Source organism: Flagellimonas pacifica (assembly GCF_900215465.1).
In the GTDB taxonomy this organism is placed as follows: Bacteria; Bacteroidota; Bacteroidia; order Flavobacteriales; family Flavobacteriaceae; genus Flagellimonas; species Flagellimonas pacifica.
This window is the reverse complement of record NZ_OBEH01000007.1, coordinates 181239-203091: the sequence shown is the minus strand read 5'-3', so window position 1 is coordinate 203091 and position 21853 is coordinate 181239. Positions and strand designations below refer to the sequence as shown.

Here is a 21853-nt window from a genome sequence, read left to right as displayed (position 1 = left end):
GACAATTTTGTTTTGGAACTGTTGGGGGTCATGGAAGGACAGCATTAATGAAATGTCGTCATGCAATATCAAAAGCTGCTATCGGAATTTGAAGGCCAATTGGATGCATTGGAGAACGGCAGCGGTGATGTCCTTTTCAAGGCTGAAAAAGGGATTGTGCTGGTGGAAAAGAACATTAGGAAACTGCAAAGGCAAATAGCAAGGAAGACATTTACAACCCAAACCGATGAAATCTATTTCTTCAAACATGTAAAGCCCCAGATCTTTAGTAAGCTTATTTATTATGTCAAACTGTTCAATATCGAGAGCAAACGTCCCAGAGGGAACAATGCTGCCCAGATCAAATACCTCAAGCACCAAATCGATAAACTTCAGACCTTCTTTAACGACAATCTGGAATTTTACAATTATTACCGTCGCGGTGCCATGTCTTTGGACGACCAGTACTTTGTCCGGGGCAACCGTGATTTGAGATTGCCTCTGGAATCGTTCCACTTTTTGATCGACGACCAATTTTCCACCTGTCAGGATGGGACAGTAGCCACCATCATGGCCTACGATATGTTGATCGTGTATTTGAGGAAGGAAGTGGATAATCTTAACAATACTATGGAACCCCCAAAAAACAATACTATGGAAAAACCTTCAAAATTATTCTGGACTGGAAGCAAGACCGATCTGATCGAATTGTTATATGCCCTTCATGCCACTAGTTCCATCAACAGCGGAACGGTGGATATCAAGGAACTGGCCTCTCATTTCGAACATTTTTACAACATTGACCTTGGTAATTATTACCATACCTTTATCGATATACGGTCAAGGAAGACCAGTAAGACCCGCTTCTTGGACAAGTTGATCGAAATGCTCAACCGACGCATGGAATCCTTGGATGAATGAATTTTGATCTTTGCCCAAGTAGGTACCCACTTGGGAATTTTTGGACATTGGGGTACTGAGGGCCTATTTCCCACTTTATCTAGGGGTTTTTGTAAGTCTCGATATGTCATAATGCCCCAATCGAAATCAAAATATATGGCCAAAAAAAATCACCCACCTAAGTACCAACTGTGGAATTTGTTCCGGTTTCCTTTTTGAGTTTTGTGGCACGAAAGTCAAATTACGACAAAGCCGCCCCTAAAAAAACAAACCATGGCGGCTTTGTTTTTAAAGCAAAGAAAATGGGTGCAACAATTATCACAACGGAAGATTTGAGGGAGTTCAAGATGGAACTGCTCGACGATATCAAACAATTGCTACAGGACCAAAATGGGCAGGCCAATAAAAAATGGCTCAAATCCAATGAGGTGAGGGCACTCTTGGGCATTTCCCCAGGAACGCTCCAGAACCTACGGATTAATGGCACACTTCCCTATACCAAAGTGGGCGGGGTGCTTTACTATGAATACCATGAGATCATGCAGGTATTGGAAAAGAACAAGATTCACAACAGACTTTAGGGCATTTTGGAAAACACCAATTATATTAAACATCTCAATGGAGTGTTCGAACAGTTTTCAAAGGATAACCGTTTGAACCCCACCCATATCAGTCTGTATGTGGCCCTGTTCCAGTTGTGGAACAACAATTTCTTTAAGGAAGAATTTTATATCAATCGCGAAGAAGTGATGGCCTTTTCCAAAATAGGTTCCAAATCTACCTATCATCGCTGTGTCAAGGAGCTTGACCATTGGAAATATATTTTGTACATACCTTCCCATAATCCATTCAAGGGGAGCCGTATCAAGATGTTCGATTTTGGGACAAGCTCTGGACAAGTACTGTACCCAAGCTGTCCCAAAAATGGGACAAGCGATGGACAAGCAATGGTACCTATAATAAAACATATACAAACTAGGGAAAACCCTAAAAACAATAACAAACTGCAAAATTTTGAAAATTTGGGTTTTCAGGATTTGGAAAACGGAAACAAACAAAGTTCAAGAATCCCATATCGGGACAACCTGAAAACAACCAAAGAGAAAGATTATAGTGAGCCTTTATGAAGTATGGGGCACCACATATCATTGATGAAGGGGCCGTCCAGTACCAATTGGGAGTGTTAAAGGGCAACCAAGTTCTGTACGATTTTGGAAAGATGCTGACCTATTTGGATGCCAAGGGTAAACTATTATTCGGCAAAAAATTCAAGATTTATAGAGAGGACAGGGAAATCATCTACAAGCTGTGCCTTTATTTTATCTGTGATAGGGAACGTTGCTCCCAACATGGTATCGACATAGACAAAGGGATTCTGCTTTCCGGTCCAGTAGGTTGCGGTAAGACCAGTTTGATGAAACTCATGAAACATTTGGTTCCGCATCAACGACCTTATGAAGTTGTTCCCTGTAGGAACATTGTGTTTTCTTTTAATCATATCGGTTATAAGACCATCGAAGACTATGGAAACACCCAATTCTTTTGTTTTGATGATCTGGGCGTGGAACCTACTGGGAGACATTTTGGAAAGGATTGCAATGTGATGGGAGAAATTTTGTTATCCAGATATGATTTGTTTATGAATCACAAACGAAAAACCCATGTCTCTACTAATCTCAATGCTCAAGAATTGGAAGAACGGTATGGCGAACGTGTCCGTTCTCGTATGCGGCAATTGTTTAATTTGGTGGCTTTTGACAAGGGGAGTAGGGATAAGAGGAAGTGAATATATTATCAAATGTTCGACTTCATTTGCCAACCATGGATTTTCCATAGTTCCTAGATTCCAAGCCATTCAGAAATCCATGGAAGCCTTTTCATTATTTACGTTTATTATACTTATTTTTGTTAATGACTGGGCTAAAATATGTGCCCTGTCTAAAGTCCCCTCTTGAGCTTATAGTATAAGACTAACCCCAAACCCTTTTTGGTTTTATGATTTCTGTTTTTAAAATGTCCGTTCGCTACAAAGAAGTGTTTGTGTCAATATTTCTTATGGGATGTACCCTTACATTGAAAGGACAAACTAGCGCGGCTTCCCCAACAAAGACTCAACTTATCGCGAATGCCAAGTTAGGCGATGTGGAGGCCTTGGAGTACCTACTGCGTGACCATAAAATTGGTGATTTCGACACAACTGAGGATAAAGCTTTTATGTCCAACATGCTTCTTTTAAAACTAAGGAGCCATTATGTGATTTATGGACAATATTTTGATTTGTTGAATGGGGAATGGGGAGGTCAAAATCCAGGAAGGGTAGAGAAAGTACGAGAGGTCGCTCTATGTAAAAAGAAGTTCGATTTGCTGGCTGCCATACCCTATAATTTTACGTCATATGCGAGTCCGGTCCTTGTAGATTACTTGGTGCTTGAACAAGAATATGCAAAAAAGATGCAGGGTTTGCGCAAAACTGCAGTAGAGGCCTTGCCCAATACGATAGCCGGTTACGTTTCTACTCCAGATTGGATTGATTTAAACCGTACCGAGTCAGACGAAGAATACCAACGCGCAAGTAAAAATAATGAGATCGTTCAAGAAAAACGCCTTAGCGTCCTTGGGCATTTTTCCAACCTAGTGGGCAATGCCTTGGTAGCTCAAGAACTCAATGCATATTACGATACGGCCCAACAACAATTTTTGGCAGATCTTAAAAAAAAATTTCCGGCGCAGTTGGCGAAGGTATATACCCAAGAATACCAACGGCACTGTAATAAGCTGTATGCCACAAAACAATACGATACTTGGTTCGAAAAGGAATATTTGAGCATTAGCGACCCCTATTTCAGCAGTTATAGGTTCGCCGAATATTTTGACAACAATAGACCGATGGACGGCTACCGCCTATGGATAGACTCAGAGTACAAAGACCGAGGCAATATGATGTCACAGATTATTTATTCCGGTCGACTTTATGCGCTTAAATTGGCACTAAAAAGAGGTGTTTCACCAGATGTTTTAAATTCAAAGGGGCAAAGTGCCCGTCAAGTTTTACAAAGGCAGGGATATGGTTATATTCAAACCCAAATGAAAAAGCTGGTTGCCGAATACGATAAAGACCCCGAGGCCTTTGTAATGGAAATGCCCGAGCGTACGGTATACCAAACCTTTGAAAAGAAGGAAGGAGCGCCAAATTTTGATGACCCTAATATACCTGTTGTGGGATATAAAATTGTTAAGTTGACTGATGGGCCAAGTGTCACCAAAGACTCTGTAACCCATATTAGGGCCAATGGCAGGGTCTTTCTGGGTACATTTGCCGGAAATGCAACAGTCTTTGGCATTGACGGCCTTGAAAACTACAGTGTAGACCGTAGGTTTAAACACGGGGCACTGCTGTACCGAATAGGAAACGACGATAGTTGGAAGCCCTTGGGTTCTGGACTTTCACTTATACCTCAAAAGTCAGGAACCCTTCAGTTCACCGTGAACGATCGAGACCTTAAAAACAATTCAAGGGGATTTAATGTTGAGGTTTTGGGACGCAAGCGAGACAAAGGGCCAGTTCTGTTAAAGGATAGGCCCGAACACCTCCGTAGCGAAAAAGAGGTTCTTAAGGATGCAAAAAAGAGGGCGGATTACTTACGTTCCTTAAGCAAAAAATACAACTATAAACCACCCGAAGCCCCAAAAACTGAATCACATAAGACCAGTGATAAAGCTTGGAATATTTTTTCAGATGGGTTCGTGACCGAAGTGAAGATAAAAAAAGGACAAGACGTACATATGAAGTGTCAGGGTTCCTTATCGTTAGGGGAAAAAGAAGGACGTACGGCCTCACATGGAATCCCTGGGCACGAAACCCAAAGGGTCCTTAAAGACGTTAGGCTTGGCGCCTTATGCGTTCGTATAAAACCAGACGGAAAATGGAGAACATTCTCTGACAGAAATAGTTTGTATTTTATATCAGAGGCAACAGGTGTTTTAGAGTTTATCATCAACGATAAAAATGGCGCTGACAATGAAGGATATTATAGCGTTTATGTAAAAAGCATTAACCGATTTACCCATGTTGACTAGGAAAGACCTATTCAGTTTTCTTTTTATTTAAATATAGGAGCGACAACTTCGAAAGATTTTTTTATCAAAACCTCCTTTTAAACTGAGTTGGATTAACGGGAAAAGGTTTGCATGTCGAAAATGAGGCAATTGTTCGTTGTCCGGTCGAGCGTAGTTACGACCTATCAGGAATTTTGCTGTTTAACAAAGGAATTTCCGCCACGGTGCCACCGGGGGATGGTCACCACGATTTTTTCTCGGCCACCGGTTACCTCCAAACAGGCGAACCTGTCCCGGTCCCAGACAAGACAGTATTGGCCAAGGCACATTTTAGGTGATAGATCAAGGTGGCTAAGGAAATGCGCCTGCAATATGGTATAATCCTTTCTCGACAGGCCCGAGGCCACATAGCGTTCATTAATCTCCCGTTCAATTCAGTACTCATGACAATTTTAATCACAAGATATCACATTATCATGTTCATAGGCAATGACCACGACTTTTTCTGACCAAAAATCAAACATATTTTCAGTAGTAAAATCACAAAACTGACGTTTTTGAGCATCGAGAGATTCAAAAGTTTTAGGGTTATCAACATAGGAGCTTCAATTTTTCATACAAATTGATGTCAATTCACATCATTGAAAATCAATTAGATATAAATAATGTTTTATTCACAAAACACTGATTATTAGTATTTTGATATTCAATATAGTGTATTTTTCAAACAACAAAATCCAACAAATTTTAAATCAATTTCGACATGAAAAAATCACTGTTCCTGACCGCTTTTCTACTCCTTATTTCTAATACCATCTTTGCACAGATTGGAGGTATTGAAGATTCTGTTAATGATGTTTCCGATACCATAAGAGCCATCTTCCCCATTATTTTGGGAGTAATTTTCCTGATAGGTTTTCTCTTCAATGCGGGACACTTTTTTGGTGAGAATGCAGACCTCAAAAAAGGAATTACCCGTGTATTGGTCTTTGTACTAATTGCGGGTGCAGTCGTGGGCATATTTACCTATCTCATAGGCATCGTAGTATAACGTGAAACGCTACGAAATCTATAAGGATATCCGAAAGCGAGCCGTGATTATGGGATTACCCATTTCATTGTTCGCTTTGATGATGACATCGGTCATCGGGTCATTGCTGCTGATCATCTTTTCGTTCAGCTTTTTGGTCATCATATCGGTGTTCCTTTTCAATGGAGGCCTCTATGTGGTATTGACACAGCTTACCAGACACCCAGCCTTATTGCATTTTAAAAAAGTATTCCCAACCACCATCAGTAACAAACGAGAAAGTCAACTCCAATATGAAGAAAATTAACCTGTCTGCATATCACCCTATCCTGAGCATAGAAAAGCATATCGTTTTTGCCAGTAATGGCAATGTGGTATTGTGTTATAAAACAGACCTACCAGAAATCTATTCCCTATCCTCAACCGATTTTGAAGACATACACGGCTCTTGGTTTCAGGCCTTCAAATCCTTGCCAACAAGTACTGTCATCCATAAACAGGATGTATACCAAAAAACTGCTTTTGAAGCTAGTTATATTCCAAATAGAAGTTTTTTGGAACAGGCGACCTATCGACATTTTAAAGGGCGGGAGTGCCTAACCCATCAATCATATTTGTATTTCACCTTGCCATTTGATAAGGCTTTGAACGTCTCCAAGTTTACCAACCCTTTTCGAAAGGTTGAAAAGGGTATTTATAAACAATTGGACCATAATGTCCAGGAGTTTATTGCTTCGGTAAATGACGCGGTTTCCTTTATCAATAACAGCCGTAAAGTGTCTTTGAAACCACTGAGCCAAGATGAAATTTTTGAACTAACCAATGCCTATTTCAATGGGTTTAATGAAGGTTTTGACACGGATATTCAACTGGAAAAGTCAGCAATTGAAATTGGAGAGAACCATTTTGATGTACTGGCTGTAAATAGCGAACTCTGTTTTGGGGATTCGGTACAGTGCAGTAAGTCCAATGATAAATTCACTTCAGATGATTTTGTATTTCACCAAGGCTTTATTGACGGATTGGGGTTGAATCTAAATGAAAACCATATTATCAACCAAATCATTTACCTAGATGACAAACACAAATGGAGAAAACTTCTGGATAAGAAAATTGAAGAGCTCTGCAAGAGTTCCAACTTTGGAACACAGAACAGAGTCATTCAGAAGAAAATTGAAGCCATTGTTGCTAAAATTAATGAAGACGACAGTTCAAGAATTATACGTGGGCATCTCAACATTGTTTTCTGGTGTCCGGAAGCCGGACGGCTGAAAAATATTGCTTCCAAGATTAAGACCGAATTCAAGGAAATGGACGTTGTACCCTATTATCCAAAAGGCGAAGAAAGAAAGCATTACTTCCTTAACTCCCATTGTTGTTTTAGTTCCAACTTTTCCAATGAGGATTTGTATGTTACTGATTTAAAACATGCACTGTGCCTGTATATCAACAATAGCAATTATAAATCGGATGAACAGGGTATCATTTTCAATGATAGACAATGCAATATTCCAGTTTTAAAGGATGTATGGGACGAGCAAAAGAAACGTATCAAGGCCAGAAACTTTGCCATTTTCGCTCCAACGGGAGAAGGTAAATCCTTTTTAGCCAATAATATACTTCGACAGTATTTTGAGCAACAAGTTCGGCTGGTCATTATCGATTTGGGAGGTTCTTATTCCAAGTTTGCCAAGCTCTATCCCAATGACCATATCATTCTGCGATATGAGCAGGGAAAGAATTTAGGAATCAATCCCTTTTACATTTCCAATGAAGCGGACTTGACCCCTGAACGATTGGAAGACCTCGCCATTTTCCTTTTGGAACTATTGGCTGAAGGTAACCAGGTTTCAAAAGCTAAAGAAGTAGCCATTAAAAAGGTGCTACTCCACTATTACAAATACGTCCGATTAAATCATTCACTGGCTTCTTTGTATCAGTTTATAGATGATGAAAAAGATAGCCTCACAGAGGCTCTTAATATAAGAGAAGAACATTTCAGTGTCTACAACTTCCTGCATATCCTTTCGGAATATGTGGATGATGGGCTGTATAGCTTTCTTTTCAATGTGAGCGAAGACCAGACCTATAAGATTGAGGATAAGCGAATGATTGTCTTTGAACTGGATGAAGTGAAGGACAATAAGGAAATCCTTTCCGTAATGTTGAAGCTTATCAAATCGGCTATCCAACGAACCATTTGGCGTTATCGTTCAGAAAGAGGAATTATCCTTTTTGATGAGTTTGCCAAACAGCTCAAATTCGATAATGTTTTGGAAAGTGTGGAATTCTATTATCAGGCTATCCGAAAGCAAAATGGGGCTATTGGTATCATTCTACAATCTATCAATCAATTGCCGAACAATTCCACATCGGCCAGTATTCTGGAGAATACACAGGTCATTTATAGCCTTCGGAATGAAAAAGGCTACGACGAGCTACAAAAGCGATTGAACCTATCGAGCCACGATATGAACCAATTAAAGTCCATTCGCAACAATCTTACGGGAGATAGAAAGTACACGGAAATGTTCATCAAGATTGGAAAAGAGAGCAACATTTTTCGCCTCGAAGTGCCCAAAGAAGTTTATGCCGCTTACCTCACGGATGGTAAGGAAAGTGAGTCCATAATAGCCATTTATAATGACACTAATAATATGGAAGAAGCCATAAAAACATTCATTAAACAATTATAAATCTAAAAACGAAAACCATGAAATCAAAAATTAAACTTTTAGGAATAGCCCTAACCTTAGCCCTTTTAATGCCAGCAGGCGCTGCCTGCCAGGGGATGCCTGTTTATGACAATACCAACTTTATCAGCTTTACCAAATCCCTGATAGAATCAGCAAAACAGACCTCGCAATTGTTGAAAACGGTACAGTTTCTAAAATCCCAAAAGGAGAACATCGAGAAGGTCAACAATGTCATTCGACAGTTAAAGGCAGTTCGAGAAATGGCAAGGAACAACCAACGCTTGTTCAACATCGTTCAGAATGATTTAAGGGAGATTCTCAATTCCCCCTATATCAAATCCGATGAAGTCAATAAGGTGTCAGAATCCTTCAATTCTATTATTGAAAACTCTCTGCATGGATTGGAATATATTGACCAGATATTGTCCAGCAACACCCTTAAAATGACCGATGCTGAACGTGCCGAAGTCCTTAAAGACATGGAACTAAAATCCAAAGAAATGGTGGTTGAGATTGAGGCCAAGACCAAACGCTATCGTGAGATTATCGCTTTTCGTGAAATGCAGGACAAAATCAGCAACAGGGAAACCAATTACTAATGGCGGGTGTCTTTTTGGGCATAGGACTGGAATATGTTGATGCGGTGTTTACCACCATCAAAAACAGTGACTTTTCCCAGTACACCATTACTGGAATGAAAACACTGGCCATCCTGTTCTTTCTCATCAATATCCTCAAAAAGTACAATGAAGGCGTTGCCAACAATGAGGGCTATACCTGGGGACTGACCCCTGCAGAACTGGCAAAGAATTTTGCAGTGGTCATTCTGGTCATTTTCTCAACACAGGTATTGGATGCTTTTGATACGATCCTGGTGGCCATCGAAACTCAGTACCGGGACACGGCTCCTGCGCTCCTCCCGTTACAGATACAGGACATCGATTTGGAACAGGATGTGGGCGCATTGGAAGCCGCCAAAAAAGCAATGGCCATGTTGTACGAAGCTTTGGTAACACCTTTATACGGGTTGAAGATGCTGGCTTTTATCATTGGGATATTTCTTTGGTTGTTGGATTTGTTCATCTACCCCTTATTCCTTGCAGAACGTTTCTTTCTATTAGGTATCATGCAGGCCTTTTTCCCTTTGGTGATTAGTCTTGCTGTATTTGAAAAGTTCCGTTCATTGGCGTACAACTTCTTTAAGCTCTATGCAGGAGTTTATATGTTGGTGCCTGCATTTTTTCTGGTCAATGTTTTTGTGAATAATCTGTACACAGAAATCAATACCAACTTTTGGAACAGCCTTTTTGGAACGGATTGGGGTAGCAACTTCTTTGCACCATTGATACAGTTTGCTTCTATAGGATTTATCGTATTGCTGAAATTCAAACTCTATCGTAGGGCAACATCATTTGTCTTTAAACTTTTTTCCTCCTAATCACATGAAAACACCTTATCAAAATATTTACAAAGTCCTTCGCCTAAACCGGTTCATTGTTCTATCTGTAGTAATTGGGGCGGTTTTGACATGTATTGTTTCTATTCTAATGGTTATCAAACTCCATAAAGAATCGGTCAACAATGCCTTTGTGGTCAATTCGGATGGAAGCGTCATTCCACTTAAAATGGTACAACAGCAAGAAAACTTTGAGGTAGAAGCATTATCTCATTTGGAACTGTTCCATACCTATTTCTACCACATCGATGCGAGCAATTATGAAAAGAACCTTGAGAAAGCTTTGTGGCTGGGGAATAGTTCAGTGGATGCTTTGTACCGACAGAAAAAAGCAGATGGGGTTTACAATCGATTATTACAATATTCTTTAACACAAAGAGTGTTGAAAATTGAATCCAAAATTAATGTCCAACAAGAACCTTATCGCTTTGAGACTGTAATCATCTTTGAAATCAATCGAGGGTCGATAATCGACATTTACGAGCTGACCACATCAGGAAACATTATACATGTGGACAGGAACTTTCCCAACAATACCCACGGGTTATTGATAACCAACTTTTTTGAAAACAAACTAAGAAAACTTGAAAACTATGAAGATAGAGAAGAATAAAATCGTGTTCGCTTCGGTAATCTTGTGCGTGGTTCTGTTCATTGGAACTTATGCTATAATCGTATTGGGAGATGAAGAAGAACCCACCATTGAAAATAAACAGATTCCAGTTCCAGAATTGGAAGATGGACAAGAGGAATATAATTCCAAACTGGAAGCTCTGGAAGACTTGAAAGAAGAAAGGGGAACAACCGCCCCATCTGTTTATCCAGAACATATGATCGACGATAAGGGCTATTTCAATCCGGATTATATGGAATATGAAAAACAGCGCATTATTGATAGTATCTTTAATCAGGGTAATATTGATTTCAAATCGGCGACCTATCGCAGGCCCATTGGAAATATTGAGCGAGGGACATCTGAAATTCCGGAAGAGCCCCAAACTGTGTTGGAAACAACCATCGAACCTGAAACCAATGACATGGAGCTGGGATTGGAGCACCAACTGTTTTTTGCTTCCAATCCGTCGGGAAGTGAAAATCTAACAGTTCAAGATACTGATGCTTTCATTTATGTGAGAGCGGATGGTACACAAACGGTTCGGAACAATCATCGCCTGCAAATGCGTTTGGCCAAAGATGCACTCATCAATGGTATTACTGTCCGAAGAAATACACCCATTTATGGTTTCGTGAGTTTCAGACCCAATCGTACCATCATAGAAATTGAAAGTATTGATCACAAACCAGTTAAGTTAAATGCTTATGACCTTCAAGATGGAAACGAAGGTATTTACATTGAAAATGGTTTTAGAGCCGAAGCCAGACAAGAAGTGGTCGGAGATATTGTGGATGACATCAATATCATAGGTGTTCCGCAAGTGAGTGGTATCAAAAGGATATTCCAACGGAACAACCGCACCGTAAAAGTTACTGTAACCGATAATTACCAACTCATATTAAAACCAGTAAAATGAAAAATTTAATCCTAATTACTGTAATTCTATCCACAAGTCATCTATTTGCCCAAAAAGCATTAGATACTATCTATGCTAACGATAAAAAGAATGTGGCCCTGTTTTTTCCAGAGCCGATACGACAAGGAATAACAGGGGCATCCAATTTTGTGTTTACCTATAATAGAGAGAAAGAACAATATTTTGGGTTGTTACAGGCCACCCCGGGAACCGAAAGTAACCTATTGACCTTGACCGAAAATGGTAGGGTATATTCCTATATTTTGATATACAAGGAACAGTTACCAAAGCTCAACTATTTTATTTCCGAAAATGAGAGCATTGGGAATGAGCGATCTGTGGTTGTAAAACAAAAACCAATTGTCAAGCCAATGGACAAAACTGCCTATTTCAAGAAATTTTGTGCTTATTTATTGAAATCAAAATATGGATCCATTGCTACCAAACGAAAAAGAGGTATCAAATTACAGCTGCAAGAAATGGTTTATAATGCTTCCGAGGTTTATCTGGTTTTGGAAATCAAGAATAAAACTGAAATCGATTTTGAGGTAGATTACGTAAATGTCTCCAGAGTGAACGGCAATAAAAAGCGTAAAGCCTCCTATCAAAAATTATTGATGCAAGCCGAATATAAGCACGAAATGCCCAACACCATCAAAGTAGGGCAATCACACAGGTTTGTTTATGTGTTGCCTAAGTTTGTATCGGGGGATGATGAAAAGTTGATGCTTGAGTTAAGAGAAAAGAAGGGGAGTAGAAAAGTCGTTTTATCAACCAGATTATAGGTTGTTGGCCAACTTTTCTTTCAAAACAGCCATATCCTCACTTACTTTTTTATTGATAATTTGGGCATAGTGCTGCGTAGTCCTTAGATTTTTATGCCCCAGCATTTTTCCAACCGTTTCAATGGGCACACCATTAGTCAATGTTACCGTGGTTGCAAATGTATGTCGCGCTAAATGAGTGGTCAGATTCTTTTTAATATCACAAAGATCCGCAATCTCCTTAAGATAGGCATTGGCCTTTTGATTGCTCAGCACGGGAAGTACGCATTCACCATTTATCACCTTGGGGTGGTCTTTATACTTTTCAAGAATAGCAAGAGCAGTAGGGAGTAAGGGTATACTAAATTTGGCATCAGTTTTAGTTCGTTTGGCTTCAATCCATAATTCTCCGTCAATATTTCGAACAAGGTTGTCCTGATTTAATTTCTTTACATCTATATAGGCCAGACCTGTATAGCAGCAGAAAACAAACATATCCCGGACCATATCGATGCGCGTCCATCTAATTTCAAGATCTACCAATCGCTGCAATTCCTCAGTAGATAGAAACTCACGGTCGACCCATTTAAATTTCACTTTATAATTGTAAAAAGGGTCTCGGGAAATCCATCCATTGGCCACTGCCAAACGAATAATCTTTTTGAAATTATTGATGTACTTCAATGCACTGTTGTGGTTACAATCCTTGATCGACTTCATGAAATATTCAAATCGGGTAATAAACTTTAAATCGACGTCTTCAACTGGTATATCTTCCCTCTTGTATTCATGTTGTACAAATTCTGAGATATGGTTTCTAGTGGTGAAATAACGTTTCCAGGTACCAAGCGCAAATTCCTTATCTACTAGTTTTTTCATTTGGCGGTTATGTTCATCAAAAACAACCAGTAACATTTTTACCTCTTTGTCCTTGCCTAAATAAATATTTTTGACATCAATAGCCGTAAATGGTTTTCCTTCTTCGACCAATTGAAACTGAATCTTATTTACCTTGGCCCGAATCATATCGAGGTATTGGTTCAATTGAACAGCTTCTGTTCCAGCACCGCGCATCCTACCCCTCTTCGCGTTCCATTTTTCAGGATCAACCTTACGGGAAATGCTTAACTCACTTCGTTGGCCATTTACCGTCAAACGCAAGTATATCGGTACTTTCACATGTTTTTCAAAGTGTTTGCCTTTTAGGTAAAATAGTTGTGAGAAAGAGGATTTCATTTTTCGTTCTTATTTGGACGTGAACCAAGGTACAAAAAATAAAAACAAATTATTTTGTAATTAACATAAAATCAATAAATTGCATGAAAATCGGTGAGTTGATTTACTCACTTTGTTACTCACCGAATAGGTATCATAAAGCATAGTATTATTTAACATTAAACGATACCAATTAAAATGAAAAAATCCTGTAAATCAACGATTTACAGGATTTTACTTAAATTTGACACTCTAAAAGTGGAGCCGGAGGGATTCGAACCCTCGTCCAAACAAGCAATCGCATTGCTTTCTACATGCTTAGTCTCTGTTCAATTTTCGATGCACAACCGACCAAAGACCGCCTATTGTACACTTAGCTTCTTAAGATTTTGGTGATACCATCAAAGCCATGGTACCCTTATGTTGACTTTTTTGGTGCTCCAAAACGGATCGCCGTCAACAAGGGCTATCCAGGAACATCTCGCTTCCCTACCTAGTAGGGACGAGGCTAATCTTACTATAATTCAGATTAAGCGGCAAGAGCGTAATTATTATCGCCAATTAAAAGTTTGGAAAATGATATTAACGAGCTATATCCCAGCGCTCGGCATGCTTACAATCCAATTGGTCTCGCTGTCAAAACCAGTCGGCCCCATAATGAGATAGCGAATCTTTGATTCGCGTAATCGAATTATGCCCTGAACTTGCCCGCACTGAGCGCAGTCGAAGTGTCGAAGGGCCTCATAATCCATATCCCATTTTTTTATCAAAGAACAATGTTATTTTTGTGGGCGTTTGCTCCTTCACCGGTCTTTTTCACCAAATGGTTTCAAAGACCTTGGGTTTCGGAGCACCGGGCTATCGGCTATACACGCTTGCCCTGCCAAAGCAGAGCAAAAGCTGGGTATTTGCCTCTATCCCTAACGCGGCCTACCTACAATTATTTTCGGTAGGCAAGCTTGCAAAGGTATTCCAAAAACTATTCCAAAAAAAAGTTTTGAAGACCAAACCTTAAAAGTTATGTTTGTAACAATAACTAACCAAAAAGTTATATAATTAATGAAATTCGGAATCATAAGAGAACGAAAGAACCCACCAGATCGCAGGGTGGTACTGTCCCCAACAGAGTGTCAAAATGTCCTTTCCAACTTTCCAGAGGCACAAATAGTCGTAGAATCATCACCTATTAGGGTATTCACAGACCAAGAATATGGGGATATGGGAATTCCCGTGGCACAAAATGTAGAAGACTGCGATGTTATGTTGGGTGTTAAAGAGGTACCTATTGATGCTCTGATTCCAAACAAAAAATACTTTTTCTTTTCCCATACCATAAAAAAACAACCCTATAACCGTAAACTACTCAAGGCTATTCTGGAGAAGAATATTGAGCTGTACGATCATGAGGTCATTACCAATACCAAGGGGCAACGTTTGGTGGCCTTCGGGCGTTATGCCGGAATTGTTGGGGCTTATAATGGTGTTCGAGCATACGGGTTAAAATTTGATCTTTTCAATCTTCCCAAGGCTGAAACACTCAGAGATCAACAAGAACTGATTTCAGAACTGCGAAAAGTAAAATTGCCCAATATTAAAATCTTGCTTACCGGTAGGGGAAGGGTAGGTAATGGTTCCAGAGAAATGTTGGATGCCATGGACCTCAAAAAAGTAACTGTGGCCGAATTTCTGAATGAATCGTTCAACGAACCGGTGTATTGTCAGATTGATGCATCGGAGTATAACAAACGAAAAGACGGAGTCCGTGGCAATAAAGCAGACTTCTTTGCAAATCCAGAAGAGTATAGATCCAATTTCTTCCGTTTTGCCCAAGTAACGGATTTCTACATTGCCGGACATTTTTATGGAGATGGAGCACCCTTTTTGTACACCCGTGAAGATGCAAAACATCCTGATTTCAATATAAAAGTTGTGGCTGATGTTAGTTGTGATATTGATGGCCCTGTGGCCACAACCATTAAACCTAGCACTATTGCCGACCCCATTTACGGGTATGATCCAGTAACCGAAAAAGAGGTAGATTTCAAAAACCCAGATGCTGTTGCGGTAATGGCAGTTGATAATTTACCTTGTGAATTGCCAAGAGATGCCAGTAATGGCTTTGGAGGAGCGTTTTCAAAATATGTGATTCCCGCATTTTTCAATAACGATGCGGATGGTATTTTGGAACGCGCCCGAATGACGCATAACGGGAAACTCACAGAGCGATACAACTACCTTCAAGATTATGTGGATGGACTAGAATAATGGTCCTTGGTCGGATTGGAAGAGCCAAATTTGTCGGCTGAGCATTATTTTTTTTGCTATATTGGATGCCCTTACTGCTAATAATTTGACATTCAATTGGATAATATCTGACGATGACAATCCTTCCTTAAAGAAGGTTCGTATCGATTTAGAATATCGACTAAGGCCACGAATCACCAAATTTCTGCTGTCCCAGTTCGATGGAGACCACCCCATTGACTTTTCCAGTTTTTATTTCGATGTTGATATCAAAAATCAGTGGATCTGGATTTCTGAAAATACACCTTATGACATTATTGAAAAGATTAAGGGCGATTTTGATAGGGAAATCAACGGATCACACCTCTTTTCTGTTGCTTAGGAGAAAAATCTTGTATAATTAAACCTGTCAATTCCAGTTTTTCCCTGTCAGATTGAGCGCAGTCGAAATCAAAGGAAAAAGTATCGAGAATCATGGATTTCGTCAATATTTTTTCAGTTTGCAAACTGAAAAAATCACTCAAACTGACAAATTTTGGGCAAAATAAACAATAGGTTTATTATTCCACCACAGCAATTTTTCTGCTCAATACTGCATGCTCTTTTGGGGCAATGTAAGTCCGAATTGCGCTTAATTTCAATTCAATCTTATCCAATCGTTCCAAGGTTTTTATTTGCAGGGTTTTGGTGCCTTTTGCTGGCACTGTAAAAACCGCTGGATTCGAATAAAACGTATAGGGCATTAAATTTTCGAACAACAGATCTGTACTTGATACATTTTCAAGAGTAACCCTCAAAACTGAAGTTTTACCAATATACTTTGCTTCATTTACCTTAATGCAGGCATTCAATAGAGGTGAAAGATTCTCTTGCCTTCCTACCATCAAGTCATCAAAAACGGCAACGGTTCTACCTGCAAAAAGAGCTTCTTTCAAACTTTCTTTAGTTCGTTCTTTAGCAAAAACCAAGGTAATGGGCCTGGAATGTCCTTTTTCCTTAAAATGCCAATCAATAAGCCCGTGAATGTCACTGGTTCCCATAATGGTCAAGTTTTGTTCCAAGGCCAGTGCAAGTGATTCCTCTGCATAATCCCCATCATTAATGACTTCAATTCCGTGCAGTTCCCCATTTTTTATCCGTGACTTCTGAAAATTGCTCAAATTCGGATTTCCAGTTGGGTTTTGTGGATGCCAGGCTGGGTGGTTCCAAAAAACAAAGGCATTTTGTTTTTTTGCTGCAGCAAAGGCATCTTCGGCTTTATCTTCCAACAGTTCATTGGCATCAGTGATAAAAATGGCATTGCTATGTCCAACAGGTGCGCCTCTTGTTATTTCTGAGCCAGCAATGACCAAAAGATCATGATTTTTTGCTTCGTTCATGGCAATTTCATAGGCTCGGTTTCGGTCTGGGTGTGGAATATCTTTAGAGTGTGGTTGATATTCCAAATGCTCCGTTAGCGAAACGGCATCCAAATTATCACGTAAAGCTTCCATTATTCTAATATTCGGCCAAACACTGCCATCGGAAAAAACGGTATGCTGGTGAAAGTCGGTTTTCAAGGTTTTATAGCCCGGCACATCTGGAAATGAAAGGGCTTTGGTGCTAGAATGGGTATGCTCTTGAGCATAAATACTGATTGTAAAAAGAAGAGTGAAAAGGATGGTTTGGATTTTCATGATTGTGATTTTATCAAAAGTATAAAACTGTTGGGTTCATACAAGCCGCTGAAGATTTTCTTTTGGTTAAAAGTGAATTTTCTTTTGTGATTTCCAATCCGGATTTTATGTCATGTCGAGCGCAGTCGAGACATTTTTCTTTGAAATCTGACCGTAAAGACTTCTCGACTACGCTCGAAGTGACAATGGCATTATTTGATATGAAACTTCATACTTAATGGACTACTGCCCACCTGACCAATCAATCCTTCGTGAAGTGAACATAATAATGCTTAAAATAATGAACAATCCGATGCTGCCCACCAATAACGCATAATCTTCCAATTGAATAATTACAAAAATGAAAGTGTACAAACTGAACATGGATCCCAGAATTAAAAGAGTGAACTTTGGATTTTTTAAAATGGAACGTGAATAGATCGTAATCAAGGTAACTACGGAGATTCCTGATATTAAGTATGCAATCAAATAGTTTTGGTGTTCAGAAATGGAAATCAACAATGTGTAGAACATTACCAAGGCCAAGCCTATCATAAGATATTGGAAAGGATGGATCGCAATTTTACTGCTTATTTGAATCAATAGGAATACCAAAAGGGTAAGCCCAATGATCATTAAACCATATTTGCTGGTACGCTCAGTTTTTTGATAATCATCAATGGGAACCATAAATTCAGTTCCAAAGGAAAAACCTGATAGATCAGGGAGGTTGTCAAAAAAGTACTGGCCAAACCTTCTATTGGTTTCCAGCACCTTCCATTTGGCCTCAAAACCTTTATCGGAAATCTTTTTGCCCTCTGTGTCTGGTAGAAAATTGCCATTAAAACTTGGAGAATGCCAGTTGGACTTCATGGCAACATTGGTTTCCTTCCCAATGGGGATAAATTGTAACGTACTGCTTCCATTTATGGCAATTTTGGATTCAAATGCCAGGGGATGTTCCTGAATTGTATGTAAATCTGTGAGATACCCAGATTCAAGGGTGTTCATATAGGTATTGTCAAATTTGGGTTTGAGCGAATATTCCTGTTCTCCCAATGCAACTTTTACAGTATTTCGTATCCCTTTCAAGTTGCTGGTTTTGAACAACAGGGTAGCTTTGTTCCAAAGAATGTTTTTATCCTCGATTTCTTTTGTGGAGAAGTCGAGCTGATCAAAAATTCCCCTGATTTGATTCTCGGAAGAAAAGACCACGGATTCATAAATGCCACGCTCCAAGGGTTTGGTCTGTACTTGGGAGCTTATGTCAAGTTCCCATGGGAAGAAGTATGCATAATGTCTTTCTGGTTTTTGAGAGGTTAAAAAAGTCTTTGTTTTTTCATCAAAAACCTTTTCTTCAACATAAACATTGTAGGGAACTTTAAGAATTGGGCCATTGAGCACTACTTGGTTTCCCCATTTGGTGTTTATTTCCTCAATGACCTCAGTTTGCCTAAAACCTCTTTCCCTGATCAGGTCTTTTACAAATCCAAGAGGGATGAGCAGAATGAGTATCAAGAATCCCACGGTGAGCATTTTTGCGGAGATTGAATTTCTAAACCAGTTTCCGATTTTTTGTTTTTGTGATGTCATATAATATAATTTAAAGTACTTTGTATTTCAAAGTGAATTGATAAAAAAATTTATGTTTGATTTTTAATGATGTGTTCCAATGCCTCTATGTGTTTTTTAAAGGATAATTTTCCCAATTTGGTAGCTGAGTATCTGGTATTGGGTTTTTTTCCAATGAATGATTTTTCAATCTTTATATATTCGGCCTTTTCAAGGGTTTTGGTATGGCTGGCCAAATTACCATCAGTAACGTTGAGCAGTTCCTTCAATCTATTGAAGTCCACCTCTTCATTTACCATAAGAATGGACATTATCCCCAACCGAATGCGATGGTCAAATAGTTTGTTGATGTTGTCTATGAGCCCCATGTTACCCTTTTTGCTCCTTAAAGTACATCAGACTACCGTAGATAATATGTAATAAACCAAAGCCTAAGATCCAAAACCAGAAACCATAGCCAGGGAAAGCTGCGCAAATCAATCCAATGATAATCTCAGCATAACCCAAATATTTGATATTTCCGATGGTATATTTTGATGCGTTGACGAGTGCTAAGCCATAAAAAATGAGCATTAATGAACCGGTAAGCCCGTAATGTTGGCTATTTAGTTTGATAAGGATATAGATTCCCCCGGTGACCAGAGGAATCAAGAAATTGATGAGCAGTCGTTTGGTGGTATCGTCCCAAATTTTTTCATTGTTCTTTTTGGCTTTTCGTGAGGTTAGTAAATAGGCAGTGACAAAGCTGAGAATAGCAACCGCAATCAAGATTGCAACGATCATTCTAAAGTTCCAGCTGTGCAAGATGACATCACTATTGATATCCGGTAACAAGAAGATATAGGCAATAACAGCTCCGGTGATGGCGTAAATGCCCGCAAGAATCCCGGAAAGTCCGCTTAAAGATATAAAACGAGACGAACGACTCATCATATCTTTGATTTGTATGATATCGTTCAAGTATTTTTTTGATTCCATTTTAAAGTACTTTGAATTTCAAAGTTAATATTATTTTCTTATGACATACCATTTTTACATAAAATTATGAATTGACCGATTATTTTTGAATCATGAACCCAGCTGAAGAATATATCCTTTCCCAAAAAGAACCCTTTAAAAGTATATTATTACAGTTACAGGTAATTATTGAGGCAACTATACCTGATCTTGAACTAAAGTTCAAATACCGTATTCCTTTTTATTATTTGGATGGAAAACCTTTCTGTTATTTAAATGTCCCCAAAAAGAAACCTTATGTGGATGTAGGCTTTTGGAGCTCTGTCCATTTAACCGTTCATTCGGATAAAATGGTAACTGAAGGACGTAAGATAATGAAATCTTTAAGGCACCATACATTAGGAGATATTGACGGTAATGTATTGGTAGAAGTACTGCAAGACGCCTACAAGGTAAATCACAAAGGATTTTGGAAATGATTAATCCTACTGTTTTTAGTATTTAGACAGTACTCTTTCAAACTTGGAAATTACAGGTTTGACTGAATCGGGAATCTGGGTTTCATCCAAAGGATGTTTCTCAAGAATATCATTTTCCAAATTGTAATATTCACCATTTTCATACAACTTCCATTTTTTGTTTTGCACATATCTTTTTGGAGTAAAGTTTCCCCAGTTAGGGTCATAATGGCAAAAAATCCATTCTCGTGCTGAATCATTGTTTCCAAAAAATTGAGGATAAAAACTGACACCGTCAGTCAAAGAAGGTTCAAGTTTTTTTTGAGTGGCGGCTTCAATCATGGTTGGTAAAAAATCTGTAAAATCAATCAGGTTCTCATTAATGCTCCCTTTTTGGATTTTCCCGTTCCAATAAGCAATTAGTGGCACATGAGTCCCAGCACTTGTTGTAAAACCTTTATGTCCTTTCAAAGCTGTCCCATCTACCATTGAAGTAATATCGCGGTCGGTTCCGTTATCGCCTACAAAAAGTATCAAGGTATTATTTTGAATTTTTAGTTCTTCTGTTTTTTTTACAATCTGCCCGACAAGCCTATCCATATAGCTCACCATTTCACCAAAATATAAGGTGTCGTTAACTTTTGATTTAGTATCGAAATCCTTGAAATTGGAATTGGAGGGCGTGGGAACAAATGGGTCATGAGTTAATACCATGGGATAGTATATGAACATTGGAGCGTCCTTGTTTTGGTCCATAAATGACTCAATACGTTCTACAAAAATGTCCGATCCAAAACGATTTGGGTATTCCTTGGAACCCTTTTTGTCCGTTAAAAGAGGGCTTTTGTATCGCGAACCTTTTTCATCAATTTGCCAAAGGCAGTAATCATCAAAACCTGCTTTTTCCGGAGTTGTACCTTTTCTGCCTCCAGCCAATTGTTGTTGGTGTTTGTTGCCAAGAAGCTGCCATTTTCCAGTAATAAAAGTAGAATAGCCCGCCTCTTTCATATAATGGGCAAAGGTTTTTTCAGAAGAATCCAATAGCCCAAAACCAATATAATTTCTAGAATTATATTTTCCGGTCATAATCTGTACACGGGAAGGTGTACAAAGTGGAGTGGAATAACAATGCTTAAAGAGCATTCCATTTTTGGCAAGTTGGTTTAAGTGCGGTGTTTTATAGCTGGCACCTCCATATGCTTCTATGGTTTCATATCCCAAATCATCGGCCATTATTAGGATGATGTTGGGTTTTTGGTTATCAATCTTTATAGTTTTTATGGGTTGCTTGCATGAAAAAAAACATAAAAATGGGAGTATGAAAAAAAGTCGCATCCAA

The 21853-nt window shown here is 39.0% G+C and carries 22 protein-coding genes and 1 other RNA gene; 16 read left to right on the top strand and 7 right to left on the bottom strand.

Going from position 1 to position 21853, the window contains the following annotated elements; translation table 11 throughout:
• Positions 1-60 precede the first annotated feature (60 nt).
• The 13 genes from CRO15_RS18395 to CRO15_RS18330 all read left to right on the top strand — a co-directional run bounded on the left by CRO15_RS18395 (position 61) and on the right by CRO15_RS18330 (position 12434).
• A complete protein-coding gene (locus CRO15_RS18395) occupies positions 61-900 on the top strand; it encodes an RteC domain-containing protein (protein WP_097047320.1) in 840 nt (279 codons plus the stop codon).
• A gap of 281 nt (positions 901-1181) precedes the next feature.
• Positions 1182-1460 (top strand): helix-turn-helix domain-containing protein, encoded by a 279-nt coding sequence (locus CRO15_RS18390; RefSeq protein WP_097047331.1) that lies wholly within the window; start codon positions 1182-1184, stop codon positions 1458-1460.
• Positions 1461-1466: 6 nt separating this feature from the next.
• Positions 1467-2006, top strand: coding sequence for a hypothetical protein (locus CRO15_RS18385; RefSeq protein ID WP_097047319.1), 540 nt, complete (start codon positions 1467-1469; stop codon positions 2004-2006).
• Positions 2003-2665, top strand: coding sequence for a P-loop NTPase family protein (locus tag CRO15_RS18380; RefSeq protein WP_097047318.1), 663 nt, complete (start codon positions 2003-2005; stop codon positions 2663-2665). The genes CRO15_RS18385 and CRO15_RS18380 overlap by 4 nt, the downstream gene beginning before the upstream one ends.
• 209 nt (positions 2666-2874) lie before the next feature.
• On the top strand, positions 2875-4956 hold the full coding sequence (locus CRO15_RS18375; RefSeq protein ID WP_097047317.1) for a hypothetical protein: 2082 nt from the start codon (positions 2875-2877) through the stop codon (positions 4954-4956).
• 742 nt (positions 4957-5698) lie between these two features.
• Positions 5699-5986, top strand: a complete 288-nt coding sequence (locus CRO15_RS18365) for a hypothetical protein (RefSeq protein WP_097047315.1) — start codon at positions 5699-5701, stop codon at positions 5984-5986.
• Between the two features lies 1 nt (position 5987).
• Positions 5988-6272, top strand: a complete 285-nt coding sequence (locus CRO15_RS18360) for a hypothetical protein (RefSeq protein WP_097047314.1) — start codon at positions 5988-5990, stop codon at positions 6270-6272.
• Positions 6259-8661, top strand: a complete 2403-nt coding sequence (locus CRO15_RS18355; protein ID WP_097047313.1) for a TraG family conjugative transposon ATPase — start codon at positions 6259-6261, stop codon at positions 8659-8661. The genes CRO15_RS18360 and CRO15_RS18355 overlap by 14 nt, the downstream gene beginning before the upstream one ends.
• 17 nt (positions 8662-8678) lie before the next feature.
• Positions 8679-9260 (top strand): TrbJ/VirB5 family protein, encoded by a 582-nt coding sequence (locus tag CRO15_RS18350; protein ID WP_097047312.1) that lies wholly within the window; start codon positions 8679-8681, stop codon positions 9258-9260.
• Entirely contained in the window at positions 9260-10099 is an 840-nt protein-coding gene (locus tag CRO15_RS18345; protein WP_097047311.1) for a hypothetical protein, read from the top strand. The genes CRO15_RS18350 and CRO15_RS18345 overlap by 1 nt, the downstream gene beginning before the upstream one ends.
• Positions 10100-10103: 4 nt before the next feature.
• A complete protein-coding gene (locus tag CRO15_RS18340) occupies positions 10104-10730 on the top strand; it encodes a conjugal transfer protein TraK (protein ID WP_097047310.1) in 627 nt (208 codons plus the stop codon).
• The gene (gene traM / locus CRO15_RS18335) at positions 10711-11649 is read left to right on the top strand and encodes a conjugative transposon protein TraM (RefSeq protein ID WP_097047309.1); all 939 of its coding nucleotides are present in this window, start codon (positions 10711-10713) and stop codon (positions 11647-11649) included. Before CRO15_RS18340 ends, traM begins: the two co-directional genes overlap by 20 nt.
• The gene (locus CRO15_RS18330) at positions 11646-12434 is read left to right on the top strand and encodes a DUF4138 domain-containing protein (protein ID WP_097047308.1); all 789 of its coding nucleotides are present in this window, start codon (positions 11646-11648) and stop codon (positions 12432-12434) included. The genes traM and CRO15_RS18330 overlap by 4 nt, the downstream gene beginning before the upstream one ends.
• On the opposite strand, the gene CRO15_RS18325 is transcribed toward CRO15_RS18330, so the two are convergent.
• Positions 12429-13649 (bottom strand): site-specific integrase, encoded by a 1221-nt coding sequence (locus CRO15_RS18325; RefSeq protein WP_097047307.1) that lies wholly within the window; start codon positions 13647-13649, stop codon positions 12429-12431. The genes CRO15_RS18330 and CRO15_RS18325 overlap by 6 nt on opposite strands.
• Positions 13650-13884: 235 nt before the next feature.
• Positions 13885-14282: a transfer-messenger RNA gene (gene ssrA / locus CRO15_RS18320) on the bottom strand.
• A 405-nt stretch (positions 14283-14687) separates the two neighbouring features.
• Between ssrA and CRO15_RS18310 the strand changes: the two genes are divergently transcribed.
• Positions 14688-15893: an NAD(P)-dependent oxidoreductase gene (locus CRO15_RS18310; RefSeq protein ID WP_097047305.1), complete on the top strand. Its 1206-nt coding sequence runs from the start codon at positions 14688-14690 to the stop codon at positions 15891-15893.
• Between the two features lie 85 nt (positions 15894-15978).
• Positions 15979-16254, top strand: a complete 276-nt coding sequence (locus tag CRO15_RS18305) for a hypothetical protein (protein ID WP_133067291.1) — start codon at positions 15979-15981, stop codon at positions 16252-16254.
• A gap of 178 nt (positions 16255-16432) precedes the next feature.
• Here CRO15_RS18305 and CRO15_RS18300 read toward each other — a convergent pair whose 3' ends face one another.
• The 4 genes from CRO15_RS18300 to CRO15_RS18285 form a co-directional block, all read right to left on the bottom strand.
• Positions 16433-17548, bottom strand: a complete 1116-nt coding sequence (locus CRO15_RS18300; protein WP_097047303.1) for an Sb-PDE family phosphodiesterase — start codon at positions 17546-17548, stop codon at positions 16433-16435.
• Positions 17549-17770: 222 nt separating this feature from the next.
• Complete coding sequence (gene creD, locus CRO15_RS18295) at positions 17771-19120, bottom strand: cell envelope integrity protein CreD (RefSeq protein WP_097047302.1); 1350 nt, start codon at positions 19118-19120, stop codon at positions 17771-17773.
• Positions 19121-19170: 50 nt separating this feature from the next.
• Positions 19171-19467: a winged helix-turn-helix domain-containing protein gene (locus CRO15_RS18290; protein WP_097047301.1), complete on the bottom strand. Its 297-nt coding sequence runs from the start codon at positions 19465-19467 to the stop codon at positions 19171-19173.
• Position 19468: 1 nt separating this feature from the next.
• Positions 19469-20077 carry a hypothetical protein gene (locus CRO15_RS18285; RefSeq protein WP_097047300.1) on the bottom strand — a complete coding sequence of 203 codons (609 nt, stop codon included), beginning with the start codon at positions 20075-20077 and terminating at the stop codon, positions 19469-19471.
• A 92-nt stretch (positions 20078-20169) separates the two neighbouring features.
• On the opposite strand from CRO15_RS18285, the gene CRO15_RS18280 reads away from it, so the two are divergent.
• Positions 20170-20535: a DUF1801 domain-containing protein gene (locus CRO15_RS18280; RefSeq protein WP_097047299.1), complete on the top strand. Its 366-nt coding sequence runs from the start codon at positions 20170-20172 to the stop codon at positions 20533-20535.
• Positions 20536-20550: 15 nt separating this feature from the next.
• Here CRO15_RS18280 and CRO15_RS18275 read toward each other — a convergent pair whose 3' ends face one another.
• Positions 20551-21849 carry a sulfatase family protein gene (locus tag CRO15_RS18275; protein WP_097047298.1) on the bottom strand — a complete coding sequence of 433 codons (1299 nt, stop codon included), beginning with the start codon at positions 21847-21849 and terminating at the stop codon, positions 20551-20553.
• Positions 21850-21853 lie beyond the last annotated feature (4 nt).